This window comes from Flagellimonas pelagia, from assembly GCF_003584135.1.
Classification (GTDB): Bacteria; Bacteroidota; Bacteroidia; order Flavobacteriales; family Flavobacteriaceae; genus Flagellimonas; species Flagellimonas pelagia.
Genome location: NZ_QXFI01000009.1, coordinates 7,501 through 24,284, shown reverse-complemented (window position 1 = coordinate 24,284; position 16,784 = coordinate 7,501). Strand labels below are relative to the sequence as shown.

The following is a 16,784-nucleotide window of genomic DNA, read 5'->3' as shown; positions in this document are numbered from 1 at the left end:
GAATACTATATAGGTTCATTCAACAAATCCAAAAATTCTACGGCATTGGCCTCCATTTGGTGTACCACTTTGTCCGTTCTGTTCACCAAGTGGTTATAGCCGATGTAAGCAATGATACCCACAACCAAACCGGCCACTGTAGTGGTCATCGCAGTATAGATCCCCGATGCCAAAGAACCCATCTCGGCCTGGCCGCCACTGCTTGCCATTTCGTGGAAAGCCAAAATCATACCGATCACGGTACCTAAAAACCCGATCATAGGAGCGGCACCTGCCACCGTAGCCAAAACACTGACGTTTTTCTCCAATTTGTAGACTTCCAATGTTCCTGCATTTTCTATGGACGTGTTGATATCATCCAATGGTTTGCCTATTCGGGCGACACCTTTTTCAATCAAACGGGCCACAGGCGAATCGGTCTGTGCACAAAGCAATCTGGCCGCTTCCAGCTTTCCGTTCATGACGTGGTCACGAATCTGGTTCATGAAGTTCTTGTCAATCTTTGACGCAGCCTTTATGGCAAAAACGCGTTCAAAATAAATGTACAGTGCTACGAAGAGAAGTACAAAAAGTACCATAATAATTACAATACTCGCCGTTCCCCCATTTACAATAAGATCTATCACGGAAAGGGTCTTTTCTTCTGAAATAGAGGCTACTGCCTCAGCTCCCTCCGCTGCTTCTTGAAAAATAATCATATAGAATCCCCAATTTTAGTTGCAATAATAACGGAGATTTTTGACCTAAAGTATTTTCTTTAGAACAAATTTCGCATGATCATGAAACAAATGGCTCCACCAATAAAACCAAGGAAAGCCAACCATGAGATTTTCCTCAAGTACCAGAAAAAGTCAATTTTCTCCATACCCATGGCCACAACCCCTGCTGCAGATCCAATAATCAACATACTACCACCGGTACCTGCAGAGTAGGCAATGAAGTGCCACAATTGGTCGTTCATGGGCTCGGAGAACATCCCCAAACTGGCAGCCACCAAAGGTACGTTGTCTATTACGGCAGATCCGACACCAAGTAATAGGATAACCAAATCCGATACGTGGGTACTGGACATTTCAGTGCCGATCATAGGCATCCCCTGCTTTAATCCTTCAGCAAAGTTGAACAACAAGCCCAAGGATTCCAAAGCGGCAACGGCCATCAAGATTCCCAAGAAAAAGAGGATACTGGGAAGTTCAATTTTAGTAAGGGCCCTATGCACTGGGCTATGGTGCGAGGCTGCATCACTTTCCTCATCAACAGAAGAGATAGAGAATTTTGCGCTGCTGTAGATTTCTGCAAATGTGGATACTACTGCAAGTGATAACATCATACCAACATAAGGGGGCAAATGGGTAATAGTCTTGAAAATAGGCACAAAAATGATGGCCCCCAAACCTAGATAGAGCATAGTTGCCCCAAATCTCGACTTAGGTGGCTCCTCCTCTTCGGCATCGATTTTTCCTTTGAAAACGGGAAGGAACGAAGCAATAAGCGATGGGATGACCATACACAACATAGAGGGAAGTAACAAATGTTCGATAAGATTGGCCGTAGTCACCTTTTTACCGATCCAAAGCATGGTCGTGGTCACATCACCAATCGGAGACCAAGCCCCACCAGCGTTCGCCGCGATAATGATCAGACCGGCATACCAAATCCTTGTATCCCTGTCCTTCACGATTTTTTGAAGGATGGAGATCAAAACGATCGTAGCGGTAAGGTTGTCGATGATTGCGGAAAGAATAAAGGCCAAGAACGAAAATATCCAAAGGATTTTTTTCTTGCTCCTAGTCTTTACAAAGGTTTTTATAGTGGAGAAACCATCAAAATAGTCAATGATTTCCACAATGGTCATGGCTCCCAAGAGGAATACCAAAATCTCCGAGGTCTTGCCTAAGTGATGGAGCAGGGTTTCTTCCAAAAGCTCCAATTTTTCGGCATGTCCAAAAGTATTAAAGTTCTCTAACAAATGGTGCTCACCAGAATCGAACCAGCTTGAAAATCCATCCAACCCAAAGGCAATCAAGGCCCAAAGAACGGCCATCATGGCCAAGGCAGGAATAAGTTTATCTATTTTTAAGTTGTGTTCGAGGGTTATTGCCAAATATCCAACGACAAAAACAACAACTAAGAGGGTTTCCATGTTAAGTTTGGTTTAATTAAGGAATTATTTTTTGAAGTAGTTATCTATGGTGCTAAAGATATTCAAAATGAGTTTTTCCGCATAATCTTATTGGCATAAAATATTGTGAAATTGGGAGATTGCCTACAAATACTCTATTGTAATTTACATCATTCTCATTTAATCGATGAAAATCATGTAAAATTCCCATTGTAAGAGTATATTTGTGGGTCATTTTTAGTTATTTTTCAGTTTTATGGACTTTACACTTTCCGAAGAGCAATTGATGATCAAGCAGGCGGCCAAGGATTTCGCCCAATCCGAGCTTCTCCCTGGAGTAATAGAGCGCGATGAAACCCAAACATTTCCCAATGAGTTGGTCCAAAAAATGGGACAGTTGGGCTTTTTGGGAATGATGGTCAACGAAAAATATGGAGGTAGCGGGCTCGATACCCTTTCCTATGTCTTGGCCATGGAAGAACTTTCCAAAGTGGACGCCTCGGCATCTGTTATGGTATCCGTGAACAATTCATTGGTCTGTTGGGGGCTTGAAACCTATGGAACAGAAGCTCAGAAAGAAAAATACCTGACCCGACTGGCCTCCGGTGAGATCATTGGAGCATTTTGCCTTTCGGAACCTGAAGCTGGGAGCGATGCCACCTCACAAAAAACCACGGCCATCGATAAGGGAGACCATTATATATTAAACGGTACCAAAAACTGGATCACCAATGGCAAAAGGGCCGAAGTGTACCTCGTAATCGCCCAAACCCATGTGGAAAAAGGCCATCATGGCATCAACGCCCTAATCGTTGAAAAAGGCATGGAAGGGTTCGAGATCGGTCCCAAGGAAAATAAATTGGGCATTCGGGGAAGTGACACGCACTCCCTCCTCTTCAACGATGTTAAGGTTCCTAAGGAAAACCGTATCGGCGAAGATGGTTTCGGGTTCAAATTTGCCATGAAAACACTCGCTGGGGGCAGGATTGGCATTGCTGCCCAAGCCCTGGGTATTGCAGCTGGAGCCTATGAACTGGCCCTTCAATATTCCAAGCAACGCAAAGCCTTTGGGACAGAGATTTCCAACCATCAGGCCATAGCCTTCAAATTGGCCGATATGCATACAAAAATACAGGCAGCACGCTATTTGGTATATCAGGCAGCCTGCGATAAAGATGCCAAAAAAGACTACACCTTATCCGGGGCCATGGCCAAGCTTTATGCCTCAGAAGTTGCCATGGAAACCGCCATTGAAGCCGTTCAGGTACATGGCGGAAATGGATATGTAAAGGACTACCATGTGGAGCGTCTGATGCGCGATGCAAAGATCACACAGATCTACGAAGGAACCTCGGAAATCCAGAAAATTGTCATATCGAGGAGCATTTTAAAAGATTAATATTTTCCAGACCCCTCCAAAAAGAGGGGTCTCTTTTTTAAAATGATATTTTGACTAGGTTCACCCCTACTACCGAAAAGGCAAAGGGCAAAATAGCATCTGGAATTATGGCAAACCCTCCATTGGACATAGGGATATGAAGCTATTTGACCAAGGAATTTATGATAATGATAATTTAACATTCCATTAATTCCTAAATTAAATATAATTCAACCCTTACTTCAATACGTTGATTATTTATCTGATAATCAGTAAATATCTTATTGTTTGTTCATCTTATTTGATATTTTTGAAGAAATACCTTAATGATGAAATTGGAAAGACAGGGTTTATACCTACCGGAATTTGAGCATGATAACTGTGGTGCAGGTTTCATCTGTAGCCTGAAAGGAAGAAAATCCAACGATATAATACACAAGGCGCTTGAGATCCTTGATAAATTGGAACACCGGGGAGCCGTAAGCGCCGATGGTAAAACTGGCGATGGGGCAGGTATCCTTATTGATGTTCCCCATGATTTTTTCAGTGATGTCTGCAAATTCAGTCTTCCTGAAGCAGGTGAATATGCCGTAGGCAACGTTTTTCTCCCCCAAAAAGCAAATCAACGCGATTTTTGCATCAAGGTCCTTGAAGAGAACATGGAAAAACAAGGACTACAGTTGTTAGGCTGGAGAGATGTACCGGTAAACCGTTCCGTTCCTGGTAGGATCGCTGCAGAAACCGAACCATATGTCATGCAGGTATTTATCGGCAAGGGAGAAGCCTTGGACGATTTCCAGTTCAATTTAAAACTTTTCATAGCCCGTAAGATTACCGAGCACACCATTATAGAAAGCAAACTGTCGCAAAGTCCATTTTTCTATTTGCCCAGCCTTTCCACCAAGATTATCATTTTTAAGGGACTTTTGGTACCAAAGGACATCAGCAAATATTATGAGGATCTTTTAGATCCTAGGGTAGTTACACGATTGGCCCTGGTACACCAACGCTTTTCTACAAATACCTTCCCTACCTGGGATTTGGCCCAGCCTTTCCGATATATGTGCCATAATGGGGAGATTAATACCTTGAGGGGTAATGTTTCCCGTATGCGTTCCCGCGAAGAATTGATGAAGAGCGACTGGTTCGGGGAGGATATCAAAAAAATACTTCCCATTGTGCTCCCAGGCAAATCCGATTCTGCCAGTATGGACATGGTGGTGGAACTGTTGTTGATGACAGGTCGTTCCCTTCCGGAAGTGATGATGATGCTGGTGCCCGAAGCTTGGGAAAAGAACCCTGAAATGTCTGAGTCCAAAAAGGCCTTTTACGAATACAACAGCTGTTTGATGGAACCTTGGGACGGTCCCGCCTCTATCCCATTTACTGATGGAAACTATATCGGTGCGGTTTTAGACAGAAACGGACTTCGCCCCTCCAGATATTCGGTAACCAAAAAAGGATATGTAATCATGTCCTCCGAAACCGGAGTCGTGGAATTGGACCCAGAAGATATTGAGTTGCACGGCAGGTTGGAACCCGGAAAAATGTTCTTGGTGAACATGGAAGAAGGCAGGATCGTGAACGATGAAGAAATCAAGGAAGCCATTGCCAAGAAATATCCCTATAAAAAATGGTTGAAGGACAATTTGGTCCACCTACGCGATATTCCTTATAATGATTGCCCAGTTTTCTTTGGCGAATTCCCTTTGAAAACAAGAAGGGCCGCTTTTGGTTTTACGCATGAGGATATCAACACCATCATCATGCCTATGGCCAAGCAAGGCAAGGAACCCATTGGATCCATGGGATCGGATACACCTATTGCCGTTCTTTCTGAAAGGCCCCAATTGATCTACAATTATTTCAAGCAACTTTTTGCGCAGGTGACCAACCCTCCTTTGGATGGTATCCGCGAAGAGTTGATCACCGACATCAGCCTCACTTTGGGCAGTGACCACAATATTTTCGAATTTTCCGAACTACACTGCCGAAAATTGAAGATCCAGAATCCGGTCATCTCCAAAGAAGATTTGGATAAAATCAAAAATTACGATGCCAGTCCAGATTACAAAGTGGTCTCCATTTCCATCCTTTATGAAATAGCTAAAGGACACAATGGGCTGGAAGAGGCTTTGGACTCCATTCTTTCACAAGCTGTAAAAGCCATTGACGAGGGTGCCAACATCATCATCCTTTCCGATAGGATGGTAAGCACCGAAATGGCCGCTATCCCAGCACTTTTGGCCTGTTCTTATGTGAACAGCGGCTTGCAAAAACTGGGGAAACGTTCCAAGTTGAGCATCATCATAGAATCTGCTGAACCACGTGAAGTGCATCATTTTGCATTGCTTTTCGGTTTTGGGGCAAGTGCCATCAACCCCTATTTGGTCAATGAAATCATCGGGGAGCAGATTACAGAGAACAATATCACAGAATTCACTTTTGAAGAAGCCATCAAAAATTACAACAAAGCCATAGGCAAGGGCATCTTAAAAGTGATGAACAAAATTGGGATTTCCACCTTGAATTCATATCGAGGTTCCCAACTATTCGAATGCATCGGCATCAACACCAAGGTGGTGGACAAGTATTTCCCCAATACCCCCACCCGCATCCAGGGCATAGGACTGTATGAAATTGAGAAGGAAATTGCGAAACGCCACAACAGAGCATTCAAAAATCAGGAATTAGCAGCCAATCTCGACATTGAGGTTGGTGGCGAGTACCGTTGGAGAAGGAATGGTGAAAAACACATGTTCAACCCATTGACTATTGCCAAACTTCAGAAATCGGTACGCAATAACGAGCCGGAGACTTATAAAGAGTATTCCGAATTGGTCAATGAGCAATCGAAAAACTTGATGACCATCCGTGGTTTGTTTGAATTTTCAAACTATGACCCCATTCCCATTGAGGAAGTGGAACCTTGGACCGAAATCGTAAAAAGGTTCAAGACAGGGGCCATGTCCTACGGAAGTATCAGCAAGGAAGCACATGAAAATCTTGCGATTGCCATGAACCGTATCGGTGGAAAAAGCAATTCAGGTGAAGGTGGAGAAGACCCGGCTCGTTTTTATAGAAGTCAGACCGGTGACTGGAAAAACAGCGCCATTAAACAGGTAGCTTCGGGCAGGTTCGGGGTAACCTCCAATTATTTGGCCAATGCCCAAGAAATCCAGATAAAAATGGCCCAAGGGGCAAAACCTGGGGAAGGTGGTCAATTGCCAGGACCAAAAGTAGATCCCGCTATTGCCAAAACACGAAATTCAACCCCGTATGTGGGATTGATCTCGCCACCACCCCACCACGACATATACTCCATTGAGGATTTGTCCCAATTGATCTATGACCTGAAATCGGCCAACCGTGAGGCTAGGATCAATGTAAAATTGGTTTCTGAAGTAGGTGTGGGTACCGTAGCTGCAGGGGTAGCCAAGGCCAAGGCTGATGTGGTATTGATCTCAGGTTTTGATGGCGGCACAGGGGCATCTCCATTGACCTCATTGAAACATGCAGGCTTGCCATGGGAACTTGGGATTGCCGAGGCACAACAAACCCTTGTCTTGAACGATCTTCGAAACAGGGTTGTACTGGAATGTGATGGCCAGTTGAAAACCGGAAGGGATGTGGCCATAGCATGTCTCTTGGGAGCCGAGGAATTTGGTTTTGCCACGGCACCTTTGGTAGCATCGGGCTGTATTATGATGCGTGTGTGCCACTTGAATACCTGTCCAGTCGGTATCGCTACCCAAAACCCCGAGCTACGCAAAAAATTCCAAGGCAAGCCGGAGCATGTGGTCAACTACATGTATTTTGTGGCCCAAGAACTTAGGGAAATCATGGCCAAACTTGGCTTTAGGACCATCAACGAGATGGTGGGCCAAGTACAAAAACTGGATAGAAACAAGGCTATTGCCCATTATAAAGCTGCAGGTATTGACCTAACTCCTATTTTATATCAGGTTGATGTTCCCGAAGGGACCAAATTCTACAATACACAAAAACAGCATCACGATATCATGGATTCCATTGAGTTTGGCATTATTGCAAAGGCTCACCCTGCCCTTTTCCGAAAGGAAAAGACTTCTTTGGATTTCCCGATTCACAATACCGATAGGGCGGTCGGAGCCATCATCAGTAATGAAATCTCAAAAATCTATGGAGCAGATGGCTTACCAGACAATACCCTTAAATTGAACTTTACGGGTTCCGCTGGACAAAGTTTTGGTGCGTTTGCCACCAAAGGGCTCACCATGGTGGTCAATGGAAACACCAACGATTATTTGGGCAAGGGACTTTCGGGTGCAAAATTGGTCATCAAGGTTCCGTTTAAATCCACCTTTAAACCAGAGGACAATATCATCATTGGAAACGTGGCACTTTATGGTGCTACTTCGGGAGAAGCCTATATCAACGGCAAGGCCGGGGAACGTTTCTGTGTACGAAACTCAGGGGCCAAAGCAGTGGTGGAAGGCATCGGTGACCATGGATGCGAATACATGACCGGTGGTGTCGCCGTAATATTGGGTGCCGTTGGAAGAAACTTCGGCGCTGGTATGAGTGGCGGTATCGCTTATGTATATGACAAGGACGGCACGTTCGAGAAAAAATGTAATGGTGAGGCACTTAATCTGCTACCCGTTGAAGAATCCAACGACATTGCACAACTTAGGGAATTGATCGAGAACCACTACAATGCAACACTAAGTCCATTGGCGCAGGATATATTGGAAAACTGGGAAAAAGTGCTGCCCAAGTTCGTCAAGGTCTTCCCCGAAGAATACAGACAGGCCCTTATCCGATTGGAGCAAGAAAAAATGCAAACCTTATAATTTGACAGATGGGAAAGATTACAGGATTTATGGAATTTGACAGGAAAGTGGAAGGTTATGCCCCTGTTGAAGAACGCATCAAAAACTATAAGGAGTTTACGGAGCCACTCAAAGAAAGTGAGCTCAAGAACCAAGGAGCCCGCTGCATGGATTGCGGTATCCCTTTTTGCCATAGCGGTTGCCCTTTGGGCAATTTGATTCCCGATTTTAACGATGCGGTTTATCAAGGAAAATGGCAAAAAGCCGCCAAAATTCTGCATTCCACCAACAACTTTCCGGAGTTTACAGGAAGATTATGCCCCGCACCTTGCGAGGAAGCTTGTGTTCTAGGCATCAATGAAGACCCAGTTTCCATTGAGAATATCGAGAAGAACATTGTGGAGACCGCTTTCAAGAACGGTTGGATCCAACCCGAACCTCCTTCTAAAAGAACAGGAAAAAAAGTGGCCGTCATTGGTTCCGGACCCGCGGGTCTGGCAACCGCACAACAACTCAACCGTGCTGGCCACGAGGTAACAGTTTTTGAACGGGATGAAAAAATAGGAGGACTATTGCGCTATGGCATTCCTGATTTTAAGATGGAAAAAAATGTCATCGACAGACGTTTGAAGGTAATGAAGAAGGAAGGCATCGAATTTAAAACAGGAGTTCACGTTGGTGTTGATGTAACAGCTACTGAACTAAAGCAGGATTTTGATGCCATTGTGCTTTGTGGTGGTGCCACAGTACGCCGTGGGCTGCCCATACCAGGTTCCGATTTGAAAGGGGTAGTTCAGGCCATGGATTTTCTTCCACAGAACAATCGCAAGGTGGATGGAATACCTTACAAAGGCGAGGAACTAACTGCCAAAGGCAAAAAAGTAATCGTTATTGGTGGAGGTGATACCGGATCAGACTGTATCGGAACCTCTATCCGTCATGGTGCTGCATCGGTGACGAATTTTGAGATCATGCCCATGGGCACCACAGAACGACCAGAAGGTCAACCTTGGCCGTTTTGGCCCATGCGTTTACGAACCAGTTCGTCGCATAAGGAAGGTGCCGAAAGGGTTTTCAGTATTTCCACCAAACATTTTAACGGCGATAAGGATGGCAATTTAAAAAGCTTGGTAACCGTGCAAGTGGAATGGGTAACCACTCCCGGCCAACGACCTATTCTTAAAGAAGTTGCTGGCTCCGAAAAAGAGTGGGATTGCGATTTGGCCCTTTTGGCCTTAGGTTTTACCGGTTCTGAGACCACCATTGCAGATCAATTGGGATTGGAAATGGATCCTCGGACCAATATCAAGGCTTCGGTTGCCAACTATAAAACCAATGTACCTGGAGTTTTTGTAGCCGGTGATCAAAGAAGGGGACAATCGTTGATCGTTTGGGCCATTTCTGAAGGTCGACAAGCCGCCCATCATGTAGATGCCTATTTGATGGGGCAATCCTATCTCCCTTTAAAAGGGGAAGGTGACCTACCAAGAGTATAATACATTATATAAATCTCAACTAAACTAGCAGGCTCCCTTAGCTTAGGTTTGGGGAGCCTTTTTTATATCGTGGGCTCATTCAATTTTATGGGTAATGAAATCAAAACCTGAGTTCCTGTCCCTTTTTGATCCAAATCCTGTAAGTCCACAATAGTGATACTTCCTTCTCCTTGATATTTTTTTGAGAAATGCTCCAATCGTTCCCGGGACAAAGAAATACCTACCGAATCATTTTTATGCACTTTCCGTTCCTTGATCTGACGGGATTTCTTCAAGCCGATTCCATTATCGTGAATTCCGATTTGAAGCACTGAGTCATTTATTCTTTTTATGACAATTTGGAGATGCATGTTCTTTTTCTTGGGTGAAAGTCCATGCCAAATGGCATTCTCCAAAAAGGGCTGTAGCAACAATGAAGGTATTTTAACGCTGTTGGCGGCTATATCACGATCCATTTGGATATCAAATTGGATTTCATGGTTGAACCGAAGGTTTTCAATGTTCACATAAAGTTCCATAGTCTCCAGTTCGTCGGCCAGACTTGATTCCTTTTCCATGGTCGATGCCAAGATCCGCCGTATCAACTTGGCGAACTTGTTCATGTAATACACCGCTTTTTCCTTATCGTTATCGATAATGTACCGTTTGATCGAGTTTAATGAATTGAAGATAAAATGGGGGTTCATCTGGCTTCGCAATGCCAAGAGTTTCAACTCGGCCAACTCCTTGTCATATTGTGTTTTAAGACCCTTTAGGCGTTCTGCTTCGGCCTTTATTTTCATCGTTTTCACATTCTCTTCCAACTGCGCCTGGACTTCCACTCTTAGCTCCTCGTTTTCCTTGAATTGGGCAATAAGCTTTTCTTGGGAACGATTGCGTTCATCCAAGATCAACTTTTGCTTATGCCCAAGTCCCAAGGAAAACAGTACATTTTCCAAAATATACCCGGTATACAAAATGCTATATGGCGCTTCAATGGACAGCCCCCTACTTTCCAAATCTTCATAAATTACCAAGGAAATCACGGAAAAGACAAACAAGATCATAGATCCCACGATCAAATAATATTTGACCGGGCTGCGCATCTTAAAAAATGGGATGTAGGTGATGATTCCCAAAATGCTCATCAATATGGTAAATATCAGATATCCGAAATCCAGATAGTAATAATCCCCGGTGAAAAAGTATATCACCAATTTGAGCACACAAAACCCGATTACCACATAGAGAATCTTAAAACAGATGTTGTGCCATTTCGGGAACTGTTCCTTAACGTTCAAAAATTTAAAGGCAAACACAAAATAGAGGATATAATAGGCCTCTGTATAGACCATGGGATAGTTTACGACAATCTTGACAGGGTAAAGCAACCGATATAAAAACCCATCGGGAATATGTATCAACTGTGACAGGACGATAAAAAAAGTATAGCCGCTATAATACAGATAGAGCGTATCCTTTTGTTGGAAATAGAGTAAGAAATGATATACCGTGAGGCTGAAAAGAAACCCCAAGGTAAAGGTCAGGAACCCATTTTGAAAGGGGTAGTAGTAAAAATACTCCAGATAACTTTGTTCCAACGTTCCGTCAACCATTTAGCATTTGTAATAGTTCTCCCTTTTTAGATCGGGAAACGGGCACATTGGTACCATCACACAAGACAAGATATTGGCCGTCGTGGTTCACAAATTCCTTAATGGCGTTCAGCCGTGCCAGATAGGAGTTATGTACCCTAAAAAAACCCTGGCCCAACAAATCTTCCAATTCCTTTAACCGTTTGCTGAACACTTCCTTGCCGCCGTTCTCAAAAAACACTTCGGTGTAGTTTCCATCCGATTTGCAATAAAGAATGTCATTCCGATCCACATAAAGCGTTTTGCCTGCCATGGGTAAAGCCAATCGTTTTTCACCCTCTTCGCGCCATTCTTCAAAAAGACCTTTAAGTTCAGATCCCAACACATTTTTCTGTTTGTTGGCCCTGATCCTGTCTATAGCCTCTATGAGATCATCCGAATCCACTGGCTTTAACAAATAGTCCATGGCATGTTGCCGAAAAGCCTTGATGGCATAATTATCGTATGCGGAGGTGATGATCAAGTCAAAACTGCGGTACTTGAGTGTGTTCAGCATTTCAAAACCGTCCATTTCGGGCATTTCAATATCAAGGAACACACAATCCGGTTTTAAATAGTTGATGGCCGAAATAGCTTCTACCGGATCGGTAAACGTATCCAATACCTTTACATCACCACAGAACCTTTCAATTTCCCACTTCAGGTTCTTAATGGCATTGAATTCATCATCCACAATAATGGCCTTGATCATTTTTGGTTTAGTTAAGTCATTTAAAGATAATCATTTAGCATTCAACGCATATCGGAATCACATAATTGGTCATTTTGGGCACATAATAGGATCCATTTGAACAATAACTGGAAGGACACTATCGACCCGTTTGTTTTTTACCAATTATAAACAACTGTAATTCAATTACATATTCACCCTCTTCAGTTATAAAAGCACTCCAAAAAAAGCGCATTGACTTTTTAGTTTTGATACAGTTCTCCCAAAAAATGCATTTGGATCTATTCCCAAAATCAGAGGTGAAGATTCCTATTGGTGCTCAACATCAAAATCAATTCATACACATAATAGCGTTTACTTATGAGAACAATCTTGTTACTATCCTTAATCATCTTGCTTGCATCCTGCCGGCAAGAGAAGAAAAATACCGCAGAAGAAACTCAAGTTACCACCCTATCCCCGCTTAAAATGGGAGAAGTCGACATCATGACACAGAGCATGGAATTCTTTACTGCTGACACCCTTTACTCGGGTTGGAACACGTTGAGCTATGAAAACCAATCGCCCGAAGTGCATTTTGTACTGCTGGACCTTTATCCTGAGGGCAAAACAGTTGTGGACACCAAAACAGACATTTTACCACCCTTTAATGAAGGTATGAAACTTATTATGGCAGGTGATATAGAAAATGCCGTCGCGGCTTTTGGCAAACTGCCCGAGTGGTTCCAACAGGTAAAATACATGGGAGGAACCGGTTTTATCTCACCAAGGCATACTGCCAAGAGCACCGTTTATTTAGAACCCGGCCGCTACATCATGGAGTGTTATGTGAAAATGTTCAACGGGGAATGGCATACCTCCCACGGGATGTTGAAAGAGATTATTGTAAAAGATGAACCTACGGACCTTAAGCCTCCTGCGCCTTCCATTACCTTGGAGATTTCCAGTACGGAGGGTATCGTACTTCGGGACAGTCTATTACAAGGAAAACAGATTATCAGAACTAATTTTTTGGACCAAAAAGTTTGGGAACATTTTGTAGGGCACGATGTAAATCTCGTGAAATATGACAATACTGCTTCCTTGGATTCCCTTGTCCAATGGATGAACTGGATGGACCCGAGGGGACTACGAACCCCAGCACCCGAAGGATTTACCTTTTTGGGCGGCATGAACAATCTGCCTAGCGGTTCCCATGGATTTTTTGAGGTGGATTTGACACCTGGCAACTATGTATTGATTTCTGAAGTGCCGAAGGCAGACGAGAAAAAACTGATGCACACCTTCACCATAAAACCATAAAACAGTACCATGAAAATGAAATATCTATTGGCTATCCTAGCTTGTTTATTCTTGGGGATTCAGGTACAGGGACAATTTCTCAAGAAACTGAAAAAGAAAGCGGAACAAGCAGCGGAGCGTACCATTTTGAACCGTACCGACGAAGAAGTATCCAAAGGAACCAATAAAGGTATCGATGCTGCCACAGGTAAAGGGGATAATAATGAAGTCAACCCTGATGGGTCTGAACCCAAAACCATCAAATATGAAAATCCATCAAAAGATGTAAACACCGATGCCAAACGGGCCTTTTACAATGCTGATGTCATAGTGGAAACCTATGATGATGAAAAACAATCCTATACCACCAGCTATTTTGACGCGGACCAGCTGGCCATGAAAATGACCTGGACGGATCAAAACACTGGAAAACCCGCACACGCCTTCAATGACAGCGAAGGCTACTTCATCTCCTACAACGAACACGATGGGCGTTATGAAAAATCCAACCTACTGTCCTTGGGAGCCATGTCCATGATGGCCCCGACCATGATCATCAGTGCTTACAAACTACCCATGGACCGTTTTATGGAGGTTACAGAGGAGTTTAGGGACAAAGGATTAAAAATCAATGCCTTTATGATGGTAGAATTTGCCTTTATGTATTCCCCGGATGATTTTAGGAACGGAGACTATGAAGAATCCAGTGTTCCTTGTCGAGGAAGTGCCAATTGCACCAAATTCAATGTCATCGCGGAAGGATATGAGGGGAGCTATATCCTGTTTGATGGGCAGGATCGATTGGCAGAAATCAACATCAACATGAAGGACAATCCCAATTTTGGCTCCAGCGAAGGGTATGTCAAATTCACCTATAAAGATTGCGAGGTAAACCTTCCGGCAGCCTTTGAAAATAAAATGTTCGGGCAAGATTTGATAGAAATGGGCCTTGATCCAAGTAAAAACTAAACACCATATCACATGAAACGTACAAGAAATATTCTCATCATTATAAGTTGCATGGTTATTTCCGTAACAAATGCACAAAGCCTGGGTACCAAACTCGGGGGTCTTATTGGTAAATCGGCCAAGCTGAAACCCGAAATGCTACCAGAGTCCTATGAGTTCAACTGGCTGTTCAAAACCCTTATCAAAGATGGTAAAGGAAACGAAAGCAACATGGATTTTATGTTCATGGAAGGTGATGTGAAATACTACGGAATGGAAATGAGCAATGAACAATTGAAAGGTCAGGGACAGCTATTCGTAGTGACCGACAGAGGGCTTGAAATTTCCACGATGTTCATGTTGAAACAAAAAGGGATGGGCAGCGAAAACATGGCCCAAATGGTATCATTGCCCAAAGAAGCATTGGAGAACAATGCCAAAAACGAAGAACATTATATCTATAGTGAACTTCCTCCAAAGGTAATCCTGAACTATAACTGTAAGGGTATTCAAATGGAAAATGACGAGTATTTGATGACCCTATACTATGCCACGGACGCTCCTGTTAGTTTTTTCAAGGTTTTTGGTGATGACAAAAAAAGTATTCCCAAGGGGTTCGACCCCAAATGGCTTGACCAAATGAAGGACGGATTGGTCATGGAAATGGTGTGCACCAATAAAAAGAAGGATAAATACAGTTTTACCATGACCGCAAAATCCTTGGAGCAAAAGGACATGGCCATTTATAGGAAAGATTTTCAGTTTATGAATGGTTTTATGGGGTTGGGCTCCAAAAACTGACCCAATCTTAACATAACGATACATGAACAACGAAACCTCTAGAAGATGCTTCTTCCAGCAACTTGTCTTGGCAAGTGCAGGAATCGCCTTATGGCCTTCCTTGCAGTCTTGCAAGGACAAAAGTCCGACAATCAAAACAGGTACGGGAAATCCACCTTTCAATGTTTGGGAAGAAATGATAGAGGCCCTGGAAAAAAGCCCTGACCATTTGATTGGACGGCGAAAGTTATTGGTGGCTTCCAAAGACCCCGAGGCCATGACAGAATTCGTTCGGGACAGTTTTCAAATAGTACCCAGAACAAGGGATTTCCTCCATGATATAGATCGGCACAGCCTGTATGGAACAGTAGTTGCCTTGCGTTGCGGATTGGCCACTCCACGTGAAAAAGCCGAAATTTTAAAGGAAATGCTCACTGAAGCTGGATTTGAGGCCCGAGTGATCAGTGAACAGACCGAAATCACTCTTGACCAGGCTAAAGAGATTGTTTTCCACCCACAGCTTCCGCCTTTTGCTCCCCCGATCACCGATAAAAAAATACGGGAATGGCAAAACAAACTTGGAGCATCCCCGAAAAATGGGTCATTTGCCGAAATACCCAATATTGAGGAAGATTCCAACGCCCTTGCCGATAACCTACTGGGGATGTTGGGGGAGCAATACATCAAGAACGACCCTATAAATTTTAGGTTTGATCCAGCTTCGATTCCATCCGTGGTCTATATGGAAAATGGCGAAGAAAAATATGCACATGTTTTCGACCCTAACGTCCCCGCAGGCAATCTACATCCCACCAACGGTGATAAAAAATTCCGGGATGGCCCTGCATTGAACTCCATCAAAGATGAAGAAGTCCATATCACGCTCAAGTATGCCAATGCCTTGGACAACTGGAACAGGACACTTTTGGTCGAAGGCATGTGGAAAGCTTCGGAACTAATTGGAAATCAGATTAAAATACAATTTTTGAACAATATGGGTTTTGGCGAACAGGCCACCAAATCCATATATCAAATCAGTAATTTCACCCCTTGTCTATCGCTACAAGACGTGAACAAGGACAGGGAATATCTGGAAAAGCACTCTTTTTTGGGGGAGCCCTTCACCTTGGAAGGAGAACGACCACTTAGGGATTTGGAACTTCTTAAAACCCTAGAAAGTGACCAAACTGTTAATGTTCAAGAAATCTCCTCATTGGAGCTCAAGGCAGAACCAAAAACCTTTCCCAAAGTCCGTTTGACCCTGACCCCAAAAGATCAAACTGGAAACATTGTGGAAGGACTCAAGGCAGGAAACTTCAAGATTATTGACAACGGCCAAGAAGTTACCGGATGGTTGCAGCAAAATATGGTGGCACCAAGAATCCTTTTGATGTACGATACTTCATTGAGCATGCCCGAAGCCTATCGAAAAGAAGGCATCAAAATCTTTTTGGAAAATCTCAAAACAGCCATCTATAAGCAATATCCAGCAGCATTGATCATACTTCAGGAAACAGGGTCGAACATCTATACATCCCATCTAAAGGCAGCACAGTCGAACAACGACCTTGTACTCTATGCTACGGATGGTGATAATTTTGACAACTATGACCCATCCTTCAAACAAGTCTATGATTTGGGCCCTCCAACCATCTATTTAA

Annotated in this window: 11 protein-coding genes (1 of these 11 running past the window's edge); 7 read left to right on the top strand and 4 right to left on the bottom strand. The window is 43.5% G+C overall.

Translation table 11 applies throughout. The features are described 5' to 3' along the window. Positions 1 to 5: 5 nt before the first annotated feature. Together D2V05_RS01870 and nhaD are read right to left on the bottom strand one after the other, a co-directional pair. Complete coding sequence (locus D2V05_RS01870) at positions 6 to 698, bottom strand: MotA/TolQ/ExbB proton channel family protein (protein ID WP_119645900.1); 693 nt, start codon at positions 696 to 698, stop codon at positions 6 to 8. Between the two features lie 59 nt (positions 699 to 757). Next, positions 758 to 2,143 (bottom strand): sodium:proton antiporter NhaD, encoded by a 1,386-nt coding sequence (gene nhaD / locus D2V05_RS01865; protein ID WP_119645899.1) that lies wholly within the window; start codon positions 2,141 to 2,143, stop codon positions 758 to 760. Positions 2,144 to 2,378: 235 nt separating this feature from the next. Here nhaD and D2V05_RS01860 point away from each other — a divergent pair, with 235 nt between their 5' ends. From D2V05_RS01860 to D2V05_RS01850, 3 genes are all read left to right on the top strand, one after another. Beyond that, the gene (locus tag D2V05_RS01860; RefSeq protein WP_119645898.1) at positions 2,379 to 3,521 is read left to right on the top strand and encodes an acyl-CoA dehydrogenase; all 1,143 of its coding nucleotides are present in this window, start codon (positions 2,379 to 2,381) and stop codon (positions 3,519 to 3,521) included. A 308-nt stretch (positions 3,522 to 3,829) separates the two neighbouring features. Beyond that, complete coding sequence (gene gltB / locus D2V05_RS01855) at positions 3,830 to 8,335, top strand: glutamate synthase large subunit (RefSeq protein WP_119645897.1); 4,506 nt, start codon at positions 3,830 to 3,832, stop codon at positions 8,333 to 8,335. 8 nt (positions 8,336 to 8,343) lie between these two features. Next, positions 8,344 to 9,810, top strand: coding sequence for a glutamate synthase subunit beta (locus D2V05_RS01850; protein WP_119645896.1), 1,467 nt, complete (start codon positions 8,344 to 8,346; stop codon positions 9,808 to 9,810). 62 nt (positions 9,811 to 9,872) lie between these two features. Here D2V05_RS01850 and D2V05_RS01845 read toward each other — a convergent pair whose 3' ends face one another. Further along, entirely contained in the window at positions 9,873 to 11,405 is a 1,533-nt protein-coding gene (locus tag D2V05_RS01845; protein ID WP_119645895.1) for a sensor histidine kinase, read from the bottom strand. Next, the gene (locus D2V05_RS01840; protein ID WP_119645894.1) at positions 11,398 to 12,135 is read right to left on the bottom strand and encodes a LytR/AlgR family response regulator transcription factor; all 738 of its coding nucleotides are present in this window, start codon (positions 12,133 to 12,135) and stop codon (positions 11,398 to 11,400) included. Before D2V05_RS01840 ends, D2V05_RS01845 begins: the two co-directional genes overlap by 8 nt. Before the next feature lie 339 nt (positions 12,136 to 12,474). Between D2V05_RS01840 and D2V05_RS01835 the strand changes: the two genes are divergently transcribed. The 4 genes in view from D2V05_RS01835 to D2V05_RS01820 are tightly spaced (at most 22 nt apart) and all read left to right on the top strand, a layout consistent with a single transcriptional unit that may run on beyond the window. Further along, a complete protein-coding gene (locus D2V05_RS01835; RefSeq protein ID WP_119645893.1) occupies positions 12,475 to 13,416 on the top strand; it encodes a hypothetical protein in 942 nt (313 codons plus the stop codon). Positions 13,417 to 13,425: 9 nt separating this feature from the next. Continuing rightward, complete coding sequence (locus tag D2V05_RS01830; RefSeq protein WP_147378204.1) at positions 13,426 to 14,364, top strand: hypothetical protein; 939 nt, start codon at positions 13,426 to 13,428, stop codon at positions 14,362 to 14,364. A gap of 12 nt (positions 14,365 to 14,376) precedes the next feature. After that, positions 14,377 to 15,144 (top strand): hypothetical protein, encoded by a 768-nt coding sequence (locus tag D2V05_RS01825; RefSeq protein WP_119645891.1) that lies wholly within the window; start codon positions 14,377 to 14,379, stop codon positions 15,142 to 15,144. Positions 15,145 to 15,166: 22 nt separating this feature from the next. Beyond that, positions 15,167 to 16,784, top strand: the 5' portion of a protein-coding gene (locus D2V05_RS01820) for a vWA domain-containing protein (RefSeq protein WP_119645890.1). Its footprint extends 1,415 nt past the window's final position; only the first 1,618 of its 3,033 coding nucleotides appear in the window; it begins with the start codon at positions 15,167 to 15,169; the stop codon falls past the right edge of the window.

What these genes read in the sequence shown, in the direction of transcription:
- D2V05_RS01870 (WP_119645900.1), bottom strand. Translation starts at nt 698, where the DNA reads ATGATTATTTTTCAAGAAGCAGCGGAGGGAGCTGAGGCAGTAGCCTCT.
- nhaD (WP_119645899.1), bottom strand. Translation starts at nt 2,143, where the DNA reads ATGGAAACCCTCTTAGTTGTTGTTTTTGTCGTTGGATATTTGGCAATA.
- D2V05_RS01860 (WP_119645898.1), top strand. Translation starts at nt 2,379, where the DNA reads ATGGACTTTACACTTTCCGAAGAGCAATTGATGATCAAGCAGGCGGCC.
- gltB (WP_119645897.1), top strand. Translation starts at nt 3,830, where the DNA reads ATGAAATTGGAAAGACAGGGTTTATACCTACCGGAATTTGAGCATGAT.
- D2V05_RS01850 (WP_119645896.1), top strand. Translation starts at nt 8,344, where the DNA reads ATGGGAAAGATTACAGGATTTATGGAATTTGACAGGAAAGTGGAAGGT.
- D2V05_RS01845 (WP_119645895.1), bottom strand. Translation starts at nt 11,405, where the DNA reads ATGGTTGACGGAACGTTGGAACAAAGTTATCTGGAGTATTTTTACTAC.
- D2V05_RS01840 (WP_119645894.1), bottom strand. Translation starts at nt 12,135, where the DNA reads ATGATCAAGGCCATTATTGTGGATGATGAATTCAATGCCATTAAGAAC.
- D2V05_RS01835 (WP_119645893.1), top strand. Translation starts at nt 12,475, where the DNA reads ATGAGAACAATCTTGTTACTATCCTTAATCATCTTGCTTGCATCCTGC.
- D2V05_RS01830 (WP_147378204.1), top strand. Translation starts at nt 13,426, where the DNA reads ATGAAAATGAAATATCTATTGGCTATCCTAGCTTGTTTATTCTTGGGG.
- D2V05_RS01825 (WP_119645891.1), top strand. Translation starts at nt 14,377, where the DNA reads ATGAAACGTACAAGAAATATTCTCATCATTATAAGTTGCATGGTTATT.